At 69.2% G+C, this 18,031-nt stretch carries 13 protein-coding genes; 9 read left to right on the top strand and 4 right to left on the bottom strand.

The annotated features are described in order from the left end of the window. Positions 1 to 88: 88 nt before the first annotated feature. Positions 89 to 1,627 (top strand): ATP-binding protein, encoded by a 1,539-nt coding sequence (locus AQJ54_RS17625; protein WP_062238382.1) that lies wholly within the window; start codon positions 89 to 91, stop codon positions 1,625 to 1,627. Between the two features lie 137 nt (positions 1,628 to 1,764). Continuing rightward, entirely contained in the window at positions 1,765 to 2,346 is a 582-nt protein-coding gene (locus AQJ54_RS17620) for an HD domain-containing protein (RefSeq protein ID WP_062238380.1), read from the top strand. 19 nt (positions 2,347 to 2,365) lie between these two features. On the opposite strand, the gene AQJ54_RS17615 is transcribed toward AQJ54_RS17620, so the two are convergent. Then, positions 2,366 to 2,941 carry a Uma2 family endonuclease gene (locus AQJ54_RS17615; protein WP_248844847.1) on the bottom strand — a complete coding sequence of 192 codons (576 nt, stop codon included), beginning with the start codon at positions 2,939 to 2,941 and terminating at the stop codon, positions 2,366 to 2,368. Between the two features lie 256 nt (positions 2,942 to 3,197). Between AQJ54_RS17615 and AQJ54_RS17610 the strand changes: the two genes are divergently transcribed. Further along, positions 3,198 to 4,262 (top strand): lytic polysaccharide monooxygenase auxiliary activity family 9 protein, encoded by a 1,065-nt coding sequence (locus tag AQJ54_RS17610; protein ID WP_211278545.1) that lies wholly within the window; start codon positions 3,198 to 3,200, stop codon positions 4,260 to 4,262. A 206-nt stretch (positions 4,263 to 4,468) separates the two neighbouring features. Here AQJ54_RS17610 and AQJ54_RS17605 read toward each other — a convergent pair whose 3' ends face one another. Beyond that, positions 4,469 to 5,464, bottom strand: coding sequence for an acetylxylan esterase (locus AQJ54_RS17605; RefSeq protein ID WP_062238376.1), 996 nt, complete (start codon positions 5,462 to 5,464; stop codon positions 4,469 to 4,471). 203 nt (positions 5,465 to 5,667) lie between these two features. Between AQJ54_RS17605 and AQJ54_RS17600 the strand changes: the two genes are divergently transcribed. The 5 genes from AQJ54_RS17600 to AQJ54_RS17580 are packed head-to-tail and all read left to right on the top strand — an operon-like array spanning position 5,668 to position 10,391. Next, positions 5,668 to 6,648 (top strand): ABC transporter permease, encoded by a 981-nt coding sequence (locus tag AQJ54_RS17600; protein WP_062238374.1) that lies wholly within the window; start codon positions 5,668 to 5,670, stop codon positions 6,646 to 6,648. After that, positions 6,642 to 7,514, top strand: coding sequence for a carbohydrate ABC transporter permease (locus tag AQJ54_RS17595; protein WP_062238372.1), 873 nt, complete (start codon positions 6,642 to 6,644; stop codon positions 7,512 to 7,514). The genes AQJ54_RS17600 and AQJ54_RS17595 overlap by 7 nt, the downstream gene beginning before the upstream one ends. 35 nt (positions 7,515 to 7,549) lie before the next feature. Then, positions 7,550 to 9,205, top strand: coding sequence for an ABC transporter substrate-binding protein (locus tag AQJ54_RS17590; protein ID WP_062022100.1), 1,656 nt, complete (start codon positions 7,550 to 7,552; stop codon positions 9,203 to 9,205). Then, positions 9,202 to 9,717, top strand: a complete 516-nt coding sequence (locus AQJ54_RS17585; RefSeq protein WP_062238370.1) for a hypothetical protein — start codon at positions 9,202 to 9,204, stop codon at positions 9,715 to 9,717. Before AQJ54_RS17590 ends, AQJ54_RS17585 begins: the two co-directional genes overlap by 4 nt. Continuing rightward, positions 9,714 to 10,391 (top strand): YesL family protein, encoded by a 678-nt coding sequence (locus AQJ54_RS17580; protein ID WP_062238368.1) that lies wholly within the window; start codon positions 9,714 to 9,716, stop codon positions 10,389 to 10,391. Before AQJ54_RS17585 ends, AQJ54_RS17580 begins: the two co-directional genes overlap by 4 nt. Positions 10,392 to 10,449: 58 nt before the next feature. Here AQJ54_RS17580 and AQJ54_RS17575 read toward each other — a convergent pair whose 3' ends face one another. Further along, on the bottom strand, positions 10,450 to 12,396 hold the full coding sequence (locus AQJ54_RS17575; RefSeq protein WP_062238366.1) for an alpha-glucuronidase: 1,947 nt from the start codon (positions 12,394 to 12,396) through the stop codon (positions 10,450 to 10,452). A gap of 20 nt (positions 12,397 to 12,416) precedes the next feature. Next, complete coding sequence (locus AQJ54_RS17570; protein ID WP_079069883.1) at positions 12,417 to 16,205, bottom strand: GH92 family glycosyl hydrolase; 3,789 nt, start codon at positions 16,203 to 16,205, stop codon at positions 12,417 to 12,419. 358 nt (positions 16,206 to 16,563) lie between these two features. On the opposite strand from AQJ54_RS17570, the gene ngcE reads away from it, so the two are divergent. Further along, complete coding sequence (gene ngcE / locus AQJ54_RS17565) at positions 16,564 to 18,015, top strand: N-acetylglucosamine/diacetylchitobiose ABC transporter substrate-binding protein (RefSeq protein ID WP_062238362.1); 1,452 nt, start codon at positions 16,564 to 16,566, stop codon at positions 18,013 to 18,015. The last annotated feature ends 16 nt before the right edge of the window (positions 18,016 to 18,031 follow it).

Raw genomic sequence — 18,031 nt, 5'->3', positions numbered from 1 at the left:
CGCCGTTTCCGCAGCGGAATGCGCAGGTCATCACCCACCCTCAGGTGGAACACAGGGTTCCCTCAGCGGACCGGGACACGATCGGTACATGACTGGCACCAGGACCCGGCCGCGACGACGCCCGCGCGCGACGCGCACCCGGCTGCTCCTCCTCGTCGGCGCCACCCTGGTCGTCGTCTGCGGGGCGACGGCCCTCGCCACCGCGTTGTTCCAACGCGCCTACGTCATGGGAGAGTTCGACGGCCGGGTCGTGAACGCCGCCGAACGCAGCCTCGGCGGCGCAGCCCTCCACCCGTCGTCGAGCACCTACTTGGGCTTCCTCCGGAACGACGGAAACCCGTCGGGCATGCTGGCGGCCCGGCTGTCCGGTGACGGGAAGGTCCTTTCCGCGGCCGTCGTGAAGCAGGACGCCCCGCCGCGGGCTCTCGACCCGGCCCAGCAGGCCGCCCTGACAGGTCTGCGCGCCGACGGCTCGCAGCACACCCGGACCCTCCCGGGTCTCGGCGCCTACCGGGTCACCGTGCTGCGCAGCGGCGGCGTACAGGTCCTGACCGGGCTGCCGACGGCCGACGTGGAGAACATGCTCGGGCACCTGGTGCTGGTCGAGTCCGCCGTCGCGGCCACCGGGCTCGCCGTCGCCGGCTGCGTGTGCGCGGTGGTCGTACGACGGCAACTGCGCCCCCTCGGCCGGGTCGCCGCCACCGCGGCCGAGGTCGCCCGGGCCCCGCTCGGACCCGGCGACACCCTCACCAGGGTGCCCGTGCCCGACACCGACCCGGACAGTGAGGCCGGGCAGGTGGGCGCCGCGCTCAATGACCTCCTCGAACGGGTCCGGCACAGCGAGGAGTTGGTGCGCAGCGGCGAGGAACGCATGCGGCGCTTCCTGGCCGACGCCAGCCACGAACTCCGTACGCCCCTCGCCTCGATCGCCGGATACGCCGAGCTGGTGAACCGCGGCACCGGCGTCGTCGACCCGGTGCTGGCCTGGCGTCGCGTCTCGGCCGAGTCCGCACGCATGACGGCCCTGGTGGAGGACCTGCTCCTGCTCGCCCGCCTCGACGAGGGCAACCCGCTCCGGACCGCGCGGGTGGATCTGGCGGCACTGGTGGCGGAGGCGGTGTGGGAAGCGCGGTCGGCGGACAACGGCCACGACTGGCAGCTCGAACTTCCCTTGGGGTCGGCGGCGTTGGCGACCGGAGACGCGCCCCTCCTGCGGCGGGCGGTGGCAGCCTTCCTGTCCAACGCGAGGACGCACACGCCGGTGGGAACGAGGGTCGTCACGTCGGTGGAACCTTCCGACGACCACTGTGTGATCAGCGTCCGCGACGACGGTCCCGGTATCCCCCCGCCCCTCCTCCCCACGGTCTTCGAACGCTTCACCCGCGCGGACACCTCCCGCTCCCGGTCGGACGCGAGCGCGGGCGGTTCGGGTCTGGGCCTGTCGTTGGCGCTGGCGATCACCGCAGCACACGGAGGCCACATCACCGTCCAAAGCTCCCCGGGCCGAACGGAGTTCACGATCCGACTCCCGAGGGCGACGGAGTCCGGGGCGGAGAGGGGCGGCGGCGAAGCGGACGTCCGTGCCGCTGCTCTCCCACCCCGCCTGCGGGGCCAGTTGGTGAAGTAGGAGCACGCAGGGCGCCGCGGTCGTGGTGTTGACGCTCAGCCGCCTTCGCCACGGGGGCCCACCCCATCCAACTCCCGTCCTACCCTTGCGCCGTGACCACCCCCACCCCCATCCAACTCCCGTCCTACCCTTGCGCCGTGACCACCCCCACCCCCTTGCACCGCGCGCTGCACGACCCCGGCCCCCGCCCCCTCCCCGACGACGTGGTCCATCTCCTCCAGTCGCTCGACGCGCCACCCCGTCTCGCCGCCCACCTGCGCCTGGTGCACGACGTGGCGCACGAGCTCCTCGACTGGCTGGCACGCCGGCACCCCTCGCTCCAAGTCGACCGGGAGGCAGTGCTGTTCGGTGCAGCGACCCACGACATCGGCAAGACCGCGCACGTCGGTGAACTCCTGGGCCCCGGCTCGGCACACGAGGAGGCCGGTCGGCGGCTCCTCCTGGCACAGGGGGTCGCCCCCGGCCTCGCCCGCTTCGCCGCCACCCACGCGACCTGGACCCTGCCGGACATCGGCCTGGAAGACCTGCTGGTCAGCCTCGCCGACAAGATCTGGAAGAACAAGCGGGTCCCGGAGCTGGAGGACTTGGTGGTCAGGAGGCTGGCCGAGGCGAGCGGGCGGACGGTGTGGGAGGAGTTCCTGGACCTCGACGACGCGCTGACGGCCGTAGGGGAAGCCGCGCAGGAGCGGTTGGCCTTCCAGACGGCCCACCCGGTGTGACGCTCACCGGCTCCGGTCGTCAGAACCCGACGAGCGCGTCCAGGTCGACCTCGACGGGGAAGGGCAGTTCCGTGACCAGCTTGTCGTGGTGCACGGGGTGGGACGGCGCGGGGAAGTACGAAAGGGTGTCCGCGTTGAGCCAGTACTCGTGGACCGCGAGCTTCTGCTCCCGGTCCAGTTCGACGCGCCAGTAGTACGGGACCTCGGACGGGGCGAAAAGAGGACGCTGATCCTGGCGGGAACCAGGCGGGACGACCTCTACGACGAGGACGACCTGTTCGACGGGGACGCACTCGGTTCCGAAGAAGTCCAGGCCCCGGTGGTCGAAGACGATCAGGTCGGGCTCAGGTGCGTTGCGCTCGTCGACCATGACGCACTGCCCACCCACGACTTGGTACGGCTCGGCCCGCGCGGCCTCCAGCACGCCTCGCAACCGGCCGCGGACATGGTTCTGCCAGAGACCGGCCTGCGCCCGGGGCGCGATCACACCGTCCACGAGTTCCCAGTCGAAGTCCAGCTCCAGACCCTTGACCTGGTCGAATCGCCAGCCCCCGGCCGGTGGGAACATCCAGGCGTTCTCGTCATCAGCTCTCACGTGGGCCAGTCTGGGCACCGTCACACACCGTTATCGCGCAGATCAGGACGCCGCCACCCGAACCGGCGACACCACGCCACACCACTGACACCAGCGCCAGCCGTTTACAACTGCGCCCCTTCCCGCTACCTTCCGCAGAAGGCAGGGTGGGAGCGCTCCCATTCGGACGGACCGGAACCCGCCCGCATGCGCGCTCCCACCCCGCCGCAACCCCACACCCGCACGGCCCGTACCTCAAGGAACGGACTGGACTGTCATGATCCTGACAAAGTTAGCGAGGGTGACCCGTCCCAGAGCCCTCTTCCTGGTCCTCGTCTCCCTGCTCGCCACCATCCCCGCCCTGAGCCTGGTCCTCACCGCGGGCGGCAGGGCCGAGGCCCACGGCACCCCCATGAAGCCCGCCAGCCGCACCTTCCTGTGCTGGCAGGACGCGTTGACCGACACCGGTGAGATCAAGCCGGTCAACCCCGCCTGCAAGAACGCCCAACAGGTCAGCGGCACCACGCCGTTCTACAACTGGTTCTCCGTGCTGCGCTCCGACGGCGCCGGCCGCACCCGCGGCTTCGTCCCGGACGGTCAGCTGTGCAGCGGCGGCAACACCAACTTCACCGGCTTCAACGCCCCCCGCGACGACTGGCCGCTCACCCACCTCACCGCGGGCAAGACGGTCGACTTCTCCTACAACGCCTGGGCCGCGCACCCGGGTTGGTTCTACGTCTACGTCACCAAGGACGGCTTCGACCCCACGAAGGCCCTCACCTGGAATGACATCGAGGACCGGCCCTTCCTCAGCGTCGACCACCCCCCGCTGCACGGCAGTCCGGGCACGGTCGAGGCCAACTACTCCTGGACCGGCCAGCTCCCGGCGAACAAGTCGGGACGCCACATCATCTACATGGTCTGGCAGCGCTCGGACAGCGCGGAGACCTTCTACTCCTGCTCCGACGTGGTCTTCGACGGCGGCAACGGCGAGGTCACCGGCATCCACGAGCCGGGCAACCCGACCGAGCCGGTGCCCGGCACCTGCACCGCCACCCGTAGGACGACGGGCAGTTGGAGCGGCGGCTACCAGTCCGAGGTCACCGTCACCAACTCCGGTGACGTGCCGATGCTGGGCTGGATGGTCGACTGGAACCTGCCGTCCGGCCAGAAGGTCGACAGCCTCTGGAACGGCAACGCGACCTACACCGGCCAGAGCGTGATGGTCCACAACGCCAACTGGAACGGCTCGTTGAGTCCGGGACAGAGCGCGACGTTCGGCTACGTCGTGACGGGCTCCGGCGGTGACACGGCCACGACCCTTCCGTGCAGGGTCGGCTGAGCACCCGTCAGCACCCGTGGACATGCTCAGGGCGGACCCGGTGGACTGTGTGCCACCGGGTCCGCGAGCCGGTCGGCGCGAGGGGGGTGGGTGGCCGACGCGGAGGGGGAAGGCTGTGACGGCGCGATGCGCGCGATGACGTGATCGAGTGGTCTATACATCACTCTATCCTCGCGGCGGACAACGATGTCAAATCAGCCCGGCGCTCACCCGCTGAACCCCGACACCCCACCCAGCCAGTCGAGTTGGCGGCGCACCTGTACCGCCTCGCCGCCCTCGTGGCTGTTGTACGGATAGGCGTGGATCTCCTTGCGGGGCTCAGTGCCGGTCAGTTCGCCGTAGCGGTTGAAGGCCGCGTACGCCCCGCTCGGCGGGCACACCGTGTCCCGCAGACCCACCCCGAAGTGGGCCGGGGCGAAGGCGCGGCGGGCGAAGGAGACGCCCTCCATGTACGAGAGCGTGCGGTACGCGGCCTCCTCCGCGCCCCGGTGCACGGACAGGTAGGCGCTGATCTCGCCGTAGGGACTCGCGTCGGTCAGGTCCAGGGCGCGCCGGATGCCGCACAGGAACGGCGCGGTGACCAGGACCGCCGCCAGGTCCGGCACCAGCCCGGCGACGGCCAGCGCCAGGCCGCCGCCCTGACTGTTTCCGACGGCCGCGACCTGTTCCGCGTCCACGCCCGGAAGCGCCCGCACCGCCGCCACCGCGCGCACCGCGTCCGTGATCAGCCGCCGGTAGTGGTAGTCGCGCGGATCGAGCAGACCGCGTGCCGCCGGACCCGGGCCGCCCGGGGCGAGGGCGTGCGGATCGGGGGTCGCGCCGCCGTTGCCGTGCTGGTCGCCCTGGCCGCGGTTGTCCATCAGCAGATGGGCGTACCCGGCGTTCACCCAGGTCAGCCGCTCGTGTGGGAGGCCGCGCCCGCGCCCGTACCCGGCGTACTCGACGACCGCGGGCAGGGCCGAGGCGACTCCTGCCGGCCTGCTGTACCAGGCGCGGACCGGGTCGCCGGCGAAGCCCCGGAAGGTCACGTCCCAGGTGTCGGTGAGACGCAGTCCGTTCTCGGCCGGGCGCACCGACACCAACACGTCCGGGTCGGCCGCCTCTTTCAGGGTGTCACGCCAGAACGCGTCGAAATCCGGGGGTTCCTGGACATCGGGGCGGTAGCGCTCCAGCTCGTTCGTCGGAAGGTCGAACGCGGGCACAGGACACCTCGCATGAGTCGGTCAAAGCAGTGAAACTTGCGGAGGGGTACGGGATGCGGCCTTCCCGTTCCTACCCCACTCCTGCCCCAGGTATCTCCTGCCTGACCCATTGACAGCGCTTTCTGAATGGCCCTAAGTTGCCGCGGAGTTACCGGTAAGAGCTCGAAAGTTTCGGTTCCGTCCCCCGCCTGAGAGGACCGAGCGTGAGCACCTCCGTCAAGTCGGCACCTCCCCCCACCGGCGTCGAGGACCGGCCCGCCGTGACCCCTCGACCGGCGCCGCGCGGAGGGTGGCGCCGGGCCCTGCGCCGGGACTGGCAGCTGTACTCGCTGGCCGTGCTGCCGCTGCTGTTCTTCCTGGTCTTCCGCTATCTGCCGATGATCGGCAACGTGATCGCCTTCCGGCGCTTCGAGCCCGGTGGCTCGATGTTCGGCGAGGACTGGGTGGGCCTGCGCTATGTGCGCATGTTCCTCAGCGACCCGACCTTCTGGCAGGTGTTCCGCAACACCCTGTGGCTCGGCGGACTCACCCTCGTCTTCTGCTTCCCGATCCCGATCGTCCTCGCGCTGCTGCTGAACGAGGTCCGCCGACGCTCGCTGAAACGGTTCGTGCAGTCGGTGTCGTACCTCCCGCACTTTCTGTCGATCGTGATCGTCGCGGGCCTGACCCTCCAGATGCTCGCCACCGACGGCCCGGTCAACCACGCCCTCGCCTGGCTCGGCCACGACGAGATCCGCTTCATCCAGGAACCCGGATGGTTCCGCACGATCTACGTCGGCTCCGAGATCTGGCAGACCGCCGGCTGGGGCACGATCCTCTACCTCGCCGCGCTCACCACCATCGACGAGGACCTGTACGAGGCCGCCCGCATCGACGGGGCCAACCGCTGGCAGCAGATCTGGCACGTCACCCTGCCCGGTATCCGCCCGACCATGATCACGCTGCTGATCCTCAACGTCGGGACCTTCATGGCGGTCGGCTTCGAGAAGGTCCTGCTGCTCTACAACCCGCTGACCTACCCGACCGCCGACGTGATCTCGACGTACGTGTACCGCACGGGAGTCGAGTCCAACAGCTTCAGCTACGCGGCCGCCATCGGGCTGTTCGAGGCGGTCATCGGCCTCGTCCTGATCACGTCCGCCAACACGCTCTCGCGCCGCACAGTGGGGACCAGCCTGTGGTGAAGCCGAGCCGTTCCTACCGGGTCTTCCAGGGCGTCAACGGGGTGATCCTCACCCTCGTCGTGATCGTCACCCTGTACCCCTTCCTCAACATCGTCGCCCGGTCCTTCAGCGGGGAACGCCAGATCCGGGCCGGTGAAGTCACCCTGTGGCCCAAGGGGTTCAACCTCACCACCTACAAAGTCGTCTTCCAGGACTCGATGTTCTGGCGGAACTACGGCAACACCGTCTTCTACACGGTCGTCTCGACCGCGGTGGCCATGGTGCTGACGACCTGTTACGCCTACGTGCTCTCCAAGAAGAACCTCAAGGGGCGCGGGGTGCTCGTCGGCATCGCCGTGTTCACGATGTTCTTCACCGGCGGCCTGATTCCCCACTACATCCTCGTCACCGAGCTCGGGCTGAAGAACAGCGTCTGGGCCATCGCGCTGCCCAACGCGATCAGCGTCTTCAACCTGCTGGTGATGAAGGCCTTCTTCGAGAGCCTGCCGACCGAGCTGGAGGAGGCCGCGCAGATCGACGGGCTGAGCACCTACGGCATCCTGCTCAGGATCGTGCTGCCGTTGTCCAAGGCGGTCGTGGCAACCATGGTGCTCTTCTACACGGTGTCCTTCTGGAACTCGTGGTTCGGGGCGTTCCTCTACATGGACCGCGCCGACCTGATGCCGGTCACCGTCTATCTGCGCAACCTCATTGCGGGCGCCACCGGAGGCGGCAACGCGGGCGCGGGCACCGCCGAGCTCAGCCAGGTCGGCGCGAGCATCCAGGCGGTCACCATCGTGCTCACCGCGCTGCCGATCGTCTGCGTGTACCCCTTCGTCCAGCGCTACTTCGTCTCGGGCGTGATGCTCGGCGCGGTCAAGGGCTGATCCCAGCAACTCACCTACGGAACAAGGGAGTTCCCATGCCGAACGCAGGAGAGCTGTCACGGCGTCAGATCCTGGCCGCCGCCGGATTCGCCGGTCTCGCCACCCTCACCGGCTGCGGCGGCGGGGACGGCGGAGGCGACTCCAAGGACCTGTCGAAGAAGCAGGACGGCGCGATGAAGAACTACCGCGCCGGACAGCAGTTCAAGGCGACCAAGGCGCTGTCCTTCTCGATGCTGCACAACGACAACCCGGTCTACCCCCTCAAGAACAGCTGGCTGTTCTGGAAGGAGGTCACCCGGCGCACCGGGGTCACCATCAAGCCCCTGGACGTGCCGCTCGCCGACTACGAGAAGAAGCGCAGCGTCCTCATCGGCGCGGGCGACGCCCCGTTCATCATCCCCAAGACGTACCACCCCGGCGAGGTCGCCTTCGTGTCCTCGGGCGCCATCCTGCCGGTCAGCAAATACGTCCATCTGATGCCCAACTTCCGGGACAAGGTCAGGAAGTGGAAGCTGGAGCCGGAGCTCGACTCCATCCGCCAGTCCGACGGCGAGTACTACCTGCTGCCCGGCCTGCACGAGCGGCCCAAGTCCAACTACTCGCTCTCCTTGCGCACGGACGTCCTCGGCCGGCACGGTCTCGCCCTGCCCACGACCTGGGACGAGGTGTACGACGTCCTCAAGGCGCTCAAGGCGGAGTACCCGGACAAGTACCCGTGGTCCGACCGCTGGAGCACCAACACCCCCTTCCCCTGCGGGGCGTTGTTCGGCTATCTCGGCCAGGCGTACGGCGTCAAGGCCGGCTGGAACTACGACAACATCAGCTACGACACCAAGGCGCAGAAGTTCGTGTTCACGGCGGCGCAGGACGCCTACCGGCAGATGGTCGAATTCCTCAGGAAGCTCGTCGCCGAGAAGCTCCTCGACCCGGAGAGCTTCACCCAGCAGGACGACCAGGCCATCCAGAAGCTGCTGGCCGAGAAGTCGTACGTGATCAGCGCCAACTCGCAGGAGCTGGTGCAGAACTACCGCTACAACCTGAGCAAGCAGGTAAAGGGCTCGACGATCGAGATGATCCCCGTGCCGCTCGGTCCCGCGGGCCCGATCCTGCTGAGCGGCGTCCGCCTGGAGAACGGCGTCATGATCTCCAGCAAGGCCCTCAAGAGCTCCGACTTCGTCGCGATGATGCAGTTCGTGGACTGGCTCTGGTACTCCGACGAGGGCCAGAAGTTCTCCAAGTGGGGCGTGAAGGGCGTCACTTACACCGAGTCCGGCGGCAAGTACACCCTCAAGCCCGGCATCTCCCTCATGGGCTCCGACCCGGACGCCCCGAAGGACCTCCAGAAGGACTTCGGCTTCTTCAACGGCGTGTTCACCTACGGCGGCAGCTGGGAGCTGGTCTCCTCCAACTTCAGCCCCGACGAGAAGAAGTTCCAGGACGTCATGTCCCAGCGGAAGCAACTGCCGGTCGACCCGGCCCACCCGCTCCAGTCCTTCGAGCAGGAACAGGCCACCCTCTGGGACACCCCGCTCAAGGACACCGCCATCCAGAACACCCTCCAGTTCGTGCTCGGCAAACGCCCGATGTCCGACTGGAACGCCCACCTCGCCGAGCTGAAGGCGAAGAACATGCAGCAACTCGTCGACCTGCACAACAAGGCGCACGAACGCTTCAGGAAGGAGAACGGGTGAGCCTCCGCGCCGCCGCGCAGCGTCCCGGCCCCCTCCCCGCCGCCCGGCACGGGCGCGACGACACGGGCCGAACCGAACCTGGCGGCGCCGCCCAGTCGGCCCGCGATGCCGACGACCTGGCCGGCCGGTACCCCGACGGCCGAGTGCCCACCCTCGCCCGGACGCAGTCCCACGCGAGCTGCGCGGGACCGGCCCCCTGCGGGCGCCGGCCGGGCCTGTGCCCACCGCTGCCTGACGCACCGGAGGCATCCGTCCAGTGGTCCACGGTCGACGCATCCGTCCAGTGGTCCACAGTCGACGCATCCGTCCAGTGGTCCACGGTCGACGACGAGTACGGCAGCGCCCAGACCGCCCGACCGTGGAAGGACCACCCCCGCTCGCCCCGGACCGACCTGCTCACCCCGACCGAGGTGAGCCGGACCGGGAACGAGCCCCCGCCATGGGGCGGCGCGGGGGCCGACCGCCAGGGCATCCGAGCCGCGCACCTCCTGCCGACCGGGGAGACCCCATGAGCACCCCCGTCGCCTTCGGGCAAGGCGCACTCTCCCGGGCCGCCGCCCTCGTCCACACCCTCCTCACCGTCGAGGCCCTGCTGCTGGTCGGTGCCTCTCCGGGCCTCGCCGGGCTGCTCCTCGTCGGACCCGACCCGGCGAACCTGCCCCTCGCCGCCGTCTGCCTGCTGCCCCTCGGCCCGGCGACCGCCGCCGCCCTGTACGCCCTCCACCACCGCGACCACGACCTGACCGACCTCCACCCGGCGCGGACCTACTGGCGCGGCTGGCGGCTCAACGCCGTCCCCGCCCTCAAGCTGTGGACCCCGCTGCTGGCCTGGCTCACGGTCATCGCGTTCACGCTCACCCACTTCCCGGCCACCGGCCTGCCCGGCTGGTGGGCGGTCCTGCTCGCGGCCGTCGGCGCCGGCTCCCTCCTGTGGGGCGCCCACGCGCTCGTCCTGACCGCCCTGTTCACCTTCCGGGCCCGTGACACCGCCCGCCTCGCCGCCTACTTCCTGGTCCGGCACGCCCGGGCCACCCTCGGCGCCGCCTCACTGCTCGTCCTGACCGCCGCCGGGACCGCCGTACTCACCGAGGCCCTGCCCGCCCTGCTCGCCGCTCCCGTGCTGCTGTCCCTGCTGCACAGCAGCCGCCCGGTGATCGCCGAGACCCGGAAGGACTTCACCGCATGACGGCGTCGAGCCCCAAGCCCTCGCACCTCGACCCCTTCGGCGTGCCCCTCCCGCGCCTTCAGTAGATCCTCCGCCCCCGCTCGTCCGGGACCCCCGACTTCCGGAAGAAGTAGCTGTTGACCTGATCGCGCCACTCGCGGGCACTCCGGAGCTGCTCCTCGAACCGCTCCGCCACCCGCGCATGGCGTGCCGGGTCCACGAGCCCCACCAGCGAACCCCACACCTCCCGGGCCGCCTCCACCTCCGCCACGCCCTCGAAGTGCGTGTCGTAGATGTGCTGGATCACCGTCTTGCCGCTCTTCAGCATGTGGTCGTACGACACGTGGTGGAAGAACAGCAGCAGCTCGTCCGGACAGGTCTCGGGAGACTCGTACAACTCGGCCCACGGCTTGGCGTACTGCCCGGCGTACCCCGTCCCGCTCGCCACGCTCCGGTCCACGCCGACCCCGTCACGGTCGGCGAAGTGGTAGGTGCCCCACGGGCTGTACTCGTAGCCGTCGACACTGGGACCGTAGTGGTGCCCCGGCTGCACCATGAAGCCCACCCCGAGCGGAGCCGTGTACTTCTCGTACGTCCGCCACGAACCGTCCAGGATCGAGCGCAGGCCCGCCGCGGGACCCGATCCAGGCCCCGCCCCGAAGCTGAGCCGGATCCACTCGTCGAGGATCCGGTGCGGATCGGCGCCCGGCTCCCAGGCCAGCCGCCCGAACGTGTACAGATTCGCCTGGGCCAGCGGATGCCCCGTCCAGAACAGGTCGTCCCCGACGTTGGACACGGCGACGAGCCCACCCCGCGCCAGTGCGCCCACCGGGGACCCCTCGGCGATCTCGCACCGCAGGACCTCGCTCCACATCGGCCCCAGCCAGCACACGTGCCGCTGCTGCCCGGTGTACTCCTGCGTGGCCTGGAGCTCCACCGCGAGCCGGGTCCCCGGCATCGCCCCGATCAGCGGTGAGACCGGCTCCCGCACCTGGAAGTCCATCGGGCCGTGCTTGACCTGGAGGACGGCGTTGTCCGCGAACTCCCCGTCCAGCGGCACGAAATGGTCGTACGCGGCCCGCGCCCGGTCCGTCGAGCGGTCCCGCCAGTCCTGGCGGTGGTCGTAGACGAAGGCCCGCCAGTGAACGGTTCCGCCGTGCGGCGCGAGGGCGGCGGCGAGCATGTTCGCACCGTCCGCATGACTGCGCCCGTACGCGAACGGCCCCGGCTGCCCCTCCGAGTCCGCCTTCACGACGAACCCGCCGAAGTCGGGGATCGCCGCGTACACCCGGGCGGCCGCTCCGGCCCACCACTCGCGCACCTCCGTGGCGAGGGGGTCGGCCGTCTCCAGCCCGCCCAGCACGACCGGCGCGGCGAAGGTCACCGACAGATGCGTGCGGATGCCGTACGGCCGCAACGCGCCCGCGATGTCCGCCACTTCACCGATCCGGTCGGTCAGCAGCCGGGCCTCCGCCGCGTGCACGTTCACGTTGTTCACGGCCACCGCGTTGATCCCGCAGGCCGCCAGCAGCCTGCCGTACGCCCGCACCCGCTCCAGATCCCCGCGAGCCCGTCCGTCCGCCCAGAACAGCGACCCGCCCGCGTACCCGCGCTCCACCTGGCCCATGACGGGGTGCACGGCCACGTTGTCCCAGTGGTCGAGCATCCGCAGCGCCAACTCGGGCCGGTGGTGCTGGGGTTCGGTCTCGCCGAGGAAGGCCGCCTCCCCTAGCCGTACGACATGGAAGAAGCCGTACAGCAGCCCGCGCGCGCCGGTCGCCGTGACGGTCGTACAGCCGTCACGGCGACCGCAGGTGAACGCCTCGCCGCCGTCGTCCTCACCGGTCAGCTCCAGCACGAGGTCGGGGTCGTCCTGGACGACCGCGCCCCCGAACCGGGCGCAGGCCTCCGTCACCTCCCCGCGGACCGTGTCCACCAGCGGGCCCGTGCCGCGGATCAGGGTCCGCCGGGTGCCGATCGGCCGGAACGCACCGTCCGGCAGCCAGGCCGGATCGACACCCTGCATGGGACCCCCAACGCCGTTGCTCAGGCCAGCAGTTCGACCTCCGACAGGACCGCCTCGCCGTCGAGCACCAGACGGTACTTCCCGTACGTACCCGGAGACCTCACGGTGAACGCCCGTGTCTGCCGGTCCCAGGCGAAGGACTCTCCGGACCGCCGGTCGAGGGTCTTCCACGTGCTGCCGTCGGCCGAGCCCTGGAGCGTCCAGCCGGCCGGCGCCTTCGCCCGGTCCGACGACGAGGTCACCGTGTACTGAACCCCCTCGACCTCCCCGGACACCGGCAGGTCGACCGAGGTCACGGCCGCTTCCGTCGCCGAGGTGTTGTCGAACAGGGCCCCGTCACCGGACAGCACGTCCGCACGCGGCGTCGGCACCTCGTCGTCCTGGGTGATCGACACCGGCGCCGCGTTCTTCCCCGTGCCCCACTTCGAGGGACGGGGGCCCATGGCGAAGTCCAGGACGGCCCCCTTGGACAGCACCGCGTGGGGGAGCGAAGTCGACGTCCACGGCTTGCCGTTGACCTTCAGGCCCTGCACGTACACGTTCCGCGCGCTGTTCTCCGGCGCCCTGACCACCAGGTCCCGGCCGTTCTCCAGATGGACCGTCGCCTTGGTGAACAGCGGTGAGCCGACGGCGTATTCGCCGCTGCCCATCACCAGCGGGTAGAAGCCCAGCGCCGAGAAGAGGTACCAGGCCGACTGCTCGCCGTTGTCCTCGTCACCGTGGTAGCCCTGCCCGATCTCGCTGCCGACGTACAGCCGCGACAGCACCTCACGCACGTTCCTCTGCGTCTTCCAGGGCTGACCGGCCGCGTCGTACATGTAAGTGACGTGGTGGGCGACCTGGTTGGAGTGCCCGTACATGCCCATCCGGACGTCCCGCGCCTCCGTCATCTCGTGGATGACACCGCCGTAGGAACCGACGAACTCGGGCGAGGCCGTCTCCGGCGTCGAGAAGTACGTGTCCAGCTTCTCGGCCAACCCCGCACGTCCGCCGTACAGGTTGGCGAGCCCCCGGCTGTCCTGCGGGGCGGTGAATGCGTACCCCCAGCCGTTGGTCTCGGTGTAGTCGTAGCCCCATACGCGCGGGTCGTAACTCTCCGACGGCACCCGCCAGTCGCCCTTGGCGTCCCGGCCCTGGAAGAAGCCGGCCTTCGCGTCGAAGAGACGTACGTAGTCCTGGGCCCGGTTGAGGAAGTACTCCGACTCCTCGCGGTAGCGCTTGTCTCCCGTCTTCGCGTAGAGCGCCCGGCCCATCCGCGCGATGCCGTAGTCGTTGAGGTAGCCCTCCAGCGCCCAGGACAGGCCCTCATGGGTGTCGGTGCTGGTGTAGCCGAGGAAGGGCGAGGTCTGCATGCCCTTGCGGCCCACACCGGAGGACGAGGGCGCGACCGTGGCGTTCTTCAGGGCCGCCTCGTACGCCGACTTCGCGTCGAAGTCCACGCCCTTGACGTACGCATCTGCGAAGGCCACGTCCGAGGAGGTGCCGGTCATCAGGTCCGCGTAACCGGGCGAGGACCAACGCGAGGTCCAGCCGCCGTCCTTGTACTGCTGCACGAACCCGTCGACCATCTCGCCCGCCTGAGAGGGTGTCAGCAACGAGTACGCCGGCCAGGTCGTCCGATAGGTGTCCCAGAAGCCGTTGTTGACGTACACCTTGCCGTCCACGATCTTCGCCCCGGTGTGCGTCGGGGCGTCCTGGGACGGCATCGGGGAGAAGGGCGAGGCGTACTGGTACGTCGAACCCACTTTCTCGAAGCCGGAGTTGGGGTACAGGTACAGCCGGTACAGGCTGGAGTACAGCGTGGTCAGCTGGTCCTCGGTGGCGCCCTCCACCTCGACCCTGCCGAGGATCCGGTCCCAGGCGCGCTGGGCGGCCCCCTTCACGTCGTCGAAGGAGGTGCCGTCCGGGATCTCCTGGCGCATGTTGTCCTTGGCCTGGTCGAGGCTGATGAGGGAGGTGGCGATGCGCAGGGTGACGGTCCTGTCGTCGAAGCGCAGGTACCCCTTGACTCCGCTCGACGCCCCGTCCACCACCGGCTTGTCGAACACGCCGTAGACGAACAGCCGGGTCGCTCCCGTGGACAGGCCGGACTTCACGTCCGAGTAGCCCGTGAAGGTCCCGCTGTCCTTGTCGAGCGTGAGTCCCGCCTGGTCCGTGACGTTGTCGAAGAGGACGCTCGCGTCGTCACCCGGGTAGCTGAAGCGCAGCACCGCCGCGTGGTCCGTCGGCGCCATCTCCGCCTTCAGCCCGTTCTCGAACCGCACCCCGTAGTAGTACGGCCGCGCGGTCTCGTTCTCATGCCGGAAGGCCAGCTCGCGCGCCTCCCGGCCGGTGGCCGGTGTCCCGGCGGCGGTCGACGGCATCACCTGGAAGGTCTGCCGGTCGCCCATCCAGGGGCTCGGCTCATGGCTCGCGCTGAACGCCTGGATCGTGGGGAGGTTGTCCTCGTTGTTCGCGCGTGCGTAGTCGTAGAGCCAGGTGAGCGAACCCGCGTTCGTCACCGGCGTCCAGAAGTTGAAGCCGTGCGGCACGGCCGCGGCCGGGAAGTCGTTGCCCCGCGAGAAGCCACCGCTGGAGAGTGTGCCGCGGGTGGTGAGCGCGTAGTCGGACAGATGCGCCCTCGGCTGCTCCGGCGCGGCCCGCTCCAGCGTCACGTCGTCCAGCCAGCCCCGGAACTTCGCCGGCCCGGCGGGGGAGTCGTAGGCGACCAGGATCCGGTCGACGGTCTTCCCGGCCGCGACCGACCCGATCCGCGCGGCCACGTGGTTCCACTGGTTGACGTACAGCGCCTTCGACGCGCCCTGCCCCTGCGGCGACAGCGGGAATCCGTGCTGGTCACGCGCCCCGAGGCGGCTCAGGAAGGTGCCGTCGGTGAAGGCCAGGTCGACGGAGACGTTCGTCGAGTCGTAGTCCCGGTCGCCATCCACCATCGACGGGTAGATCCGGTACGACAGCCGGGTGAGCCGGTCGACCGCCACGTTCACGTCGAAGATCTTGTTGTACGAGTACGCCCGTCCCTGGGCCGTGTGCCGTCCGGCGTAACGCAGGGCCTTCTTTCCGGTGAATCCCGCGGCCGCCTTCGCGGTGGGCGATCCGGTCGGCCCGCGGTCGACGAGGGACAGCATGTCCGGGGGCACCGGCCCCTCGTTCCCGCCCGTGGAGAGCTGGAGGTCGGCGAGCTGGAGGATCCCGGAGGCGCCGTTGTTCCTCGTGATCTCCAGCCGGAAGTGCCGGTACTCGGCGACGGCGTCGGCGGGGATGTCGTACGACCTGGTCTGGAACCGCTCGCCGAAGGTCTGGTCGGCACGGGTGTCGAGGGTCTTCCAGTCCTTGCCGTCCGTGGAGCCCTTCAGGTTCCAGTCCCTCGGGTCGCGCTCGGCGAAGTCGTTGGCCGAGGTCAGCGCGTAGCTGACCGCCTTCACCGGCGTGTCCAGGTCGAACTCCGCCCAGCCCGTGGACGCGAAGGCCAGCCACTTGGTGCCCGGTTCGCTGTCCGCGAGGTTCTCCTTCACCTCGCCGCCGGAGGCGTTCTCGGCGCTCGCCCGGACGTCCGTGACGCGGTCGGTGACATTGCCGGGGACGCCGGTACGGTAGCCGCCGTCGACACCAGAGGACCTGCCGGCGTCGACCGTGCTGGTCCAGTCGGGGGCAGGGTCGCCCGCCTCGAAGGACGAGTGGAACTCCTGGTCGGCCGGGCCGGCGGCCTCGGGCAGGGCGACCGCCGCGCCCTGGGAGCCTACGGTCACGCAGAAGGCGGCCGTGAGGACGACCGCCGTACTCCGTCTGAGCCGAGTTCTGTTCCGGGGCATGGTCGAGTACCCTCCCTGCACAAGGATGGACAACGTTGTCAGGCAATCCGTGCAAGGATCAGTAGGGGCCCAAGTGGACAGTGGTGTCAAGGGTGTTGGCTGCGGCATTCGGGGTCTATGTCGCGGATTTTTCCGGCAAGTCTCGCACAGGGCACTCATATTTCCGCGAGGTCTCAACTCGAAAACACCCATGGCCAACCTTGCATTCGATCTTGCTCCGTCGGCGGGAAGTGGACTATACCTGTCGGCGATTCACCCCACTCGCACGAACCTCTTGCACGAACCTGCTTGACCTGACCGCGGTGCCGGGGAGGATCCGGTTCACCGCCTGAGTCCTGGAGAAGGCGAGGACTTGAGCATGGGATCCACTTCCGCCGAGAACAGCACGAACGGCAACGCGGGTGTCGGCCGCCGCGATGTGATCAAGCGGTCGGCCGCGCTGGGACTGGCCGCCGTTCCCGCGACCGGTTTTCTCTCCGCCTGCGCCAGCGGCGGTGGCGACGATTCGAGTGACGACAGCACCAAGGGCACCGCCTCGAAGGAGAATCCCTTCGGCGCGGCGAAGGGCAGCAAGCTCGACGTCGTGATCTTCAAGGGCGGCTACGGCGACGACTACGCGAAGGCGTGGGAGGCCGACTTCCAGAAGAAGCTGGGGATCACCTCCACCCACACCGGCACCCAGGAGATCACCGGAAAGCTCCAGCCGCGCTTCAACGCGGGCAACCCGCCGGACATCGTCGACGACTCCGGCGCCCAGCAGATCAAGGTCGACGTCCTCTACAAGAACGGGCAGCTGCTCGACCTCGCCGAGGTCCTGGACGCGCCCGCGGTCGACGACCCGAGCAAGAAGGTCCGCGACCTGATCATCCCGGGCACCCTCGACGCGGGTCTCCAGGAGGGCAAGATCGTCGCCCTCAACTACATCTACACCGTCTGGGGCCTGTGGTACTCCGGCAAGCTCTTCAAGGAGAAGGGCTGGGAGGAGCCCAAGACCTGGGACGACTTCCTCGCCGTCTGTCAGGACGCCAAGAAGCAGGGCATCGGCGGCCTCGCCCACCAGGGCAAGTACCCGTACTACATCAACGTCGCCATCATGGACCTGATCGCCAAGAAGGGCGGTCTGGACGCCATGAAGGCGATCGACAACCTCGACCCGAAGGCCTTCGTCGGCTCGGACGCGGCCCAGGCCGGCGTCGAGGCGATCTACGAGGTCGTCGAGAAGGGCCTGTTGATGCCCGGCACCAACGGCCTGACCCACACCGAGTCCCAGACCCGCTGGAACCAGTACAAGGCCGCCTTCATCACCTGCGGTTCCTGGCTGGAGAACGAGCAGCTCAAGCAGACGCCGGCGGACTTCGACATGAAGTTCATGCCGATGCCGCTGCTGCCCGGCAGCGCGCTGCCCTTCCAGGCGATCCGGGCCGGCTCCGGAGAGCCCTTCATCATCCCGGCGAAGGCCAAGAACCTCCCGGCGGCCAAGGAGTTCATGCGCCGCATGCTCTCCAAGGAGTGGTCGACGATCTTCGCCAAGGAGGCCAACTCGCTCACCATCCTCAAGGACGGCGTCGACCCCAGCGTCAAGCTGCGCCCGGGCACCCAGTCGACCGTCGAGGCCTCGAAGGCGGCCGGTGACGACACCTTCCGTTACCTGTACACCGAGTGGTACAGCGAGATGGGAGCGGCGATCGAGGCCGCGTCCAACGAGCTGATGGCCAAGCGCATCCAGCCGAAGGAGTGGCTCAAGCGGGCCCAGGCCGCGGTCGACAAGCAGGCCAAGGACCCGGCGTCCAAGAAGAACCACCGGGACTGACCGCAACGCCGTTTCC

Origin of the sequence: Streptomyces griseorubiginosus (genome assembly GCF_001514195.1) — a bacterium.
Lineage (GTDB): Bacteria > Actinomycetota > Actinomycetes > Streptomycetales > Streptomycetaceae > Streptomyces > Streptomyces griseorubiginosus.
The sequence above is the reverse complement of the archived record's forward strand: the minus strand, read 5'-3'. Positions and strand labels throughout refer to the sequence as shown.

Excerpts from the sequence above, each read along its gene's own strand:
- AQJ54_RS17625 (WP_062238382.1), top strand. The coding sequence starts at position 89 with ATGACTGGCACCAGGACCCGGCCGCGACGACGCCCGCGCGCGACGCGC.
- AQJ54_RS17610 (WP_211278545.1), top strand. The coding sequence starts at position 3,198 with ATGATCCTGACAAAGTTAGCGAGGGTGACCCGTCCCAGAGCCCTCTTC.
- AQJ54_RS17590 (WP_062022100.1), top strand. The coding sequence starts at position 7,550 with ATGCCGAACGCAGGAGAGCTGTCACGGCGTCAGATCCTGGCCGCCGCC.
- AQJ54_RS17580 (WP_062238368.1), top strand. The coding sequence starts at position 9,714 with ATGAGCACCCCCGTCGCCTTCGGGCAAGGCGCACTCTCCCGGGCCGCC.
- AQJ54_RS17575 (WP_062238366.1), bottom strand. The coding sequence starts at position 12,396 with ATGCAGGGTGTCGATCCGGCCTGGCTGCCGGACGGTGCGTTCCGGCCG.
- AQJ54_RS17570 (WP_079069883.1), bottom strand. The coding sequence starts at position 16,205 with ATGCCCCGGAACAGAACTCGGCTCAGACGGAGTACGGCGGTCGTCCTC.
- ngcE (WP_062238362.1), top strand. The coding sequence starts at position 16,564 with ATGGGATCCACTTCCGCCGAGAACAGCACGAACGGCAACGCGGGTGTC.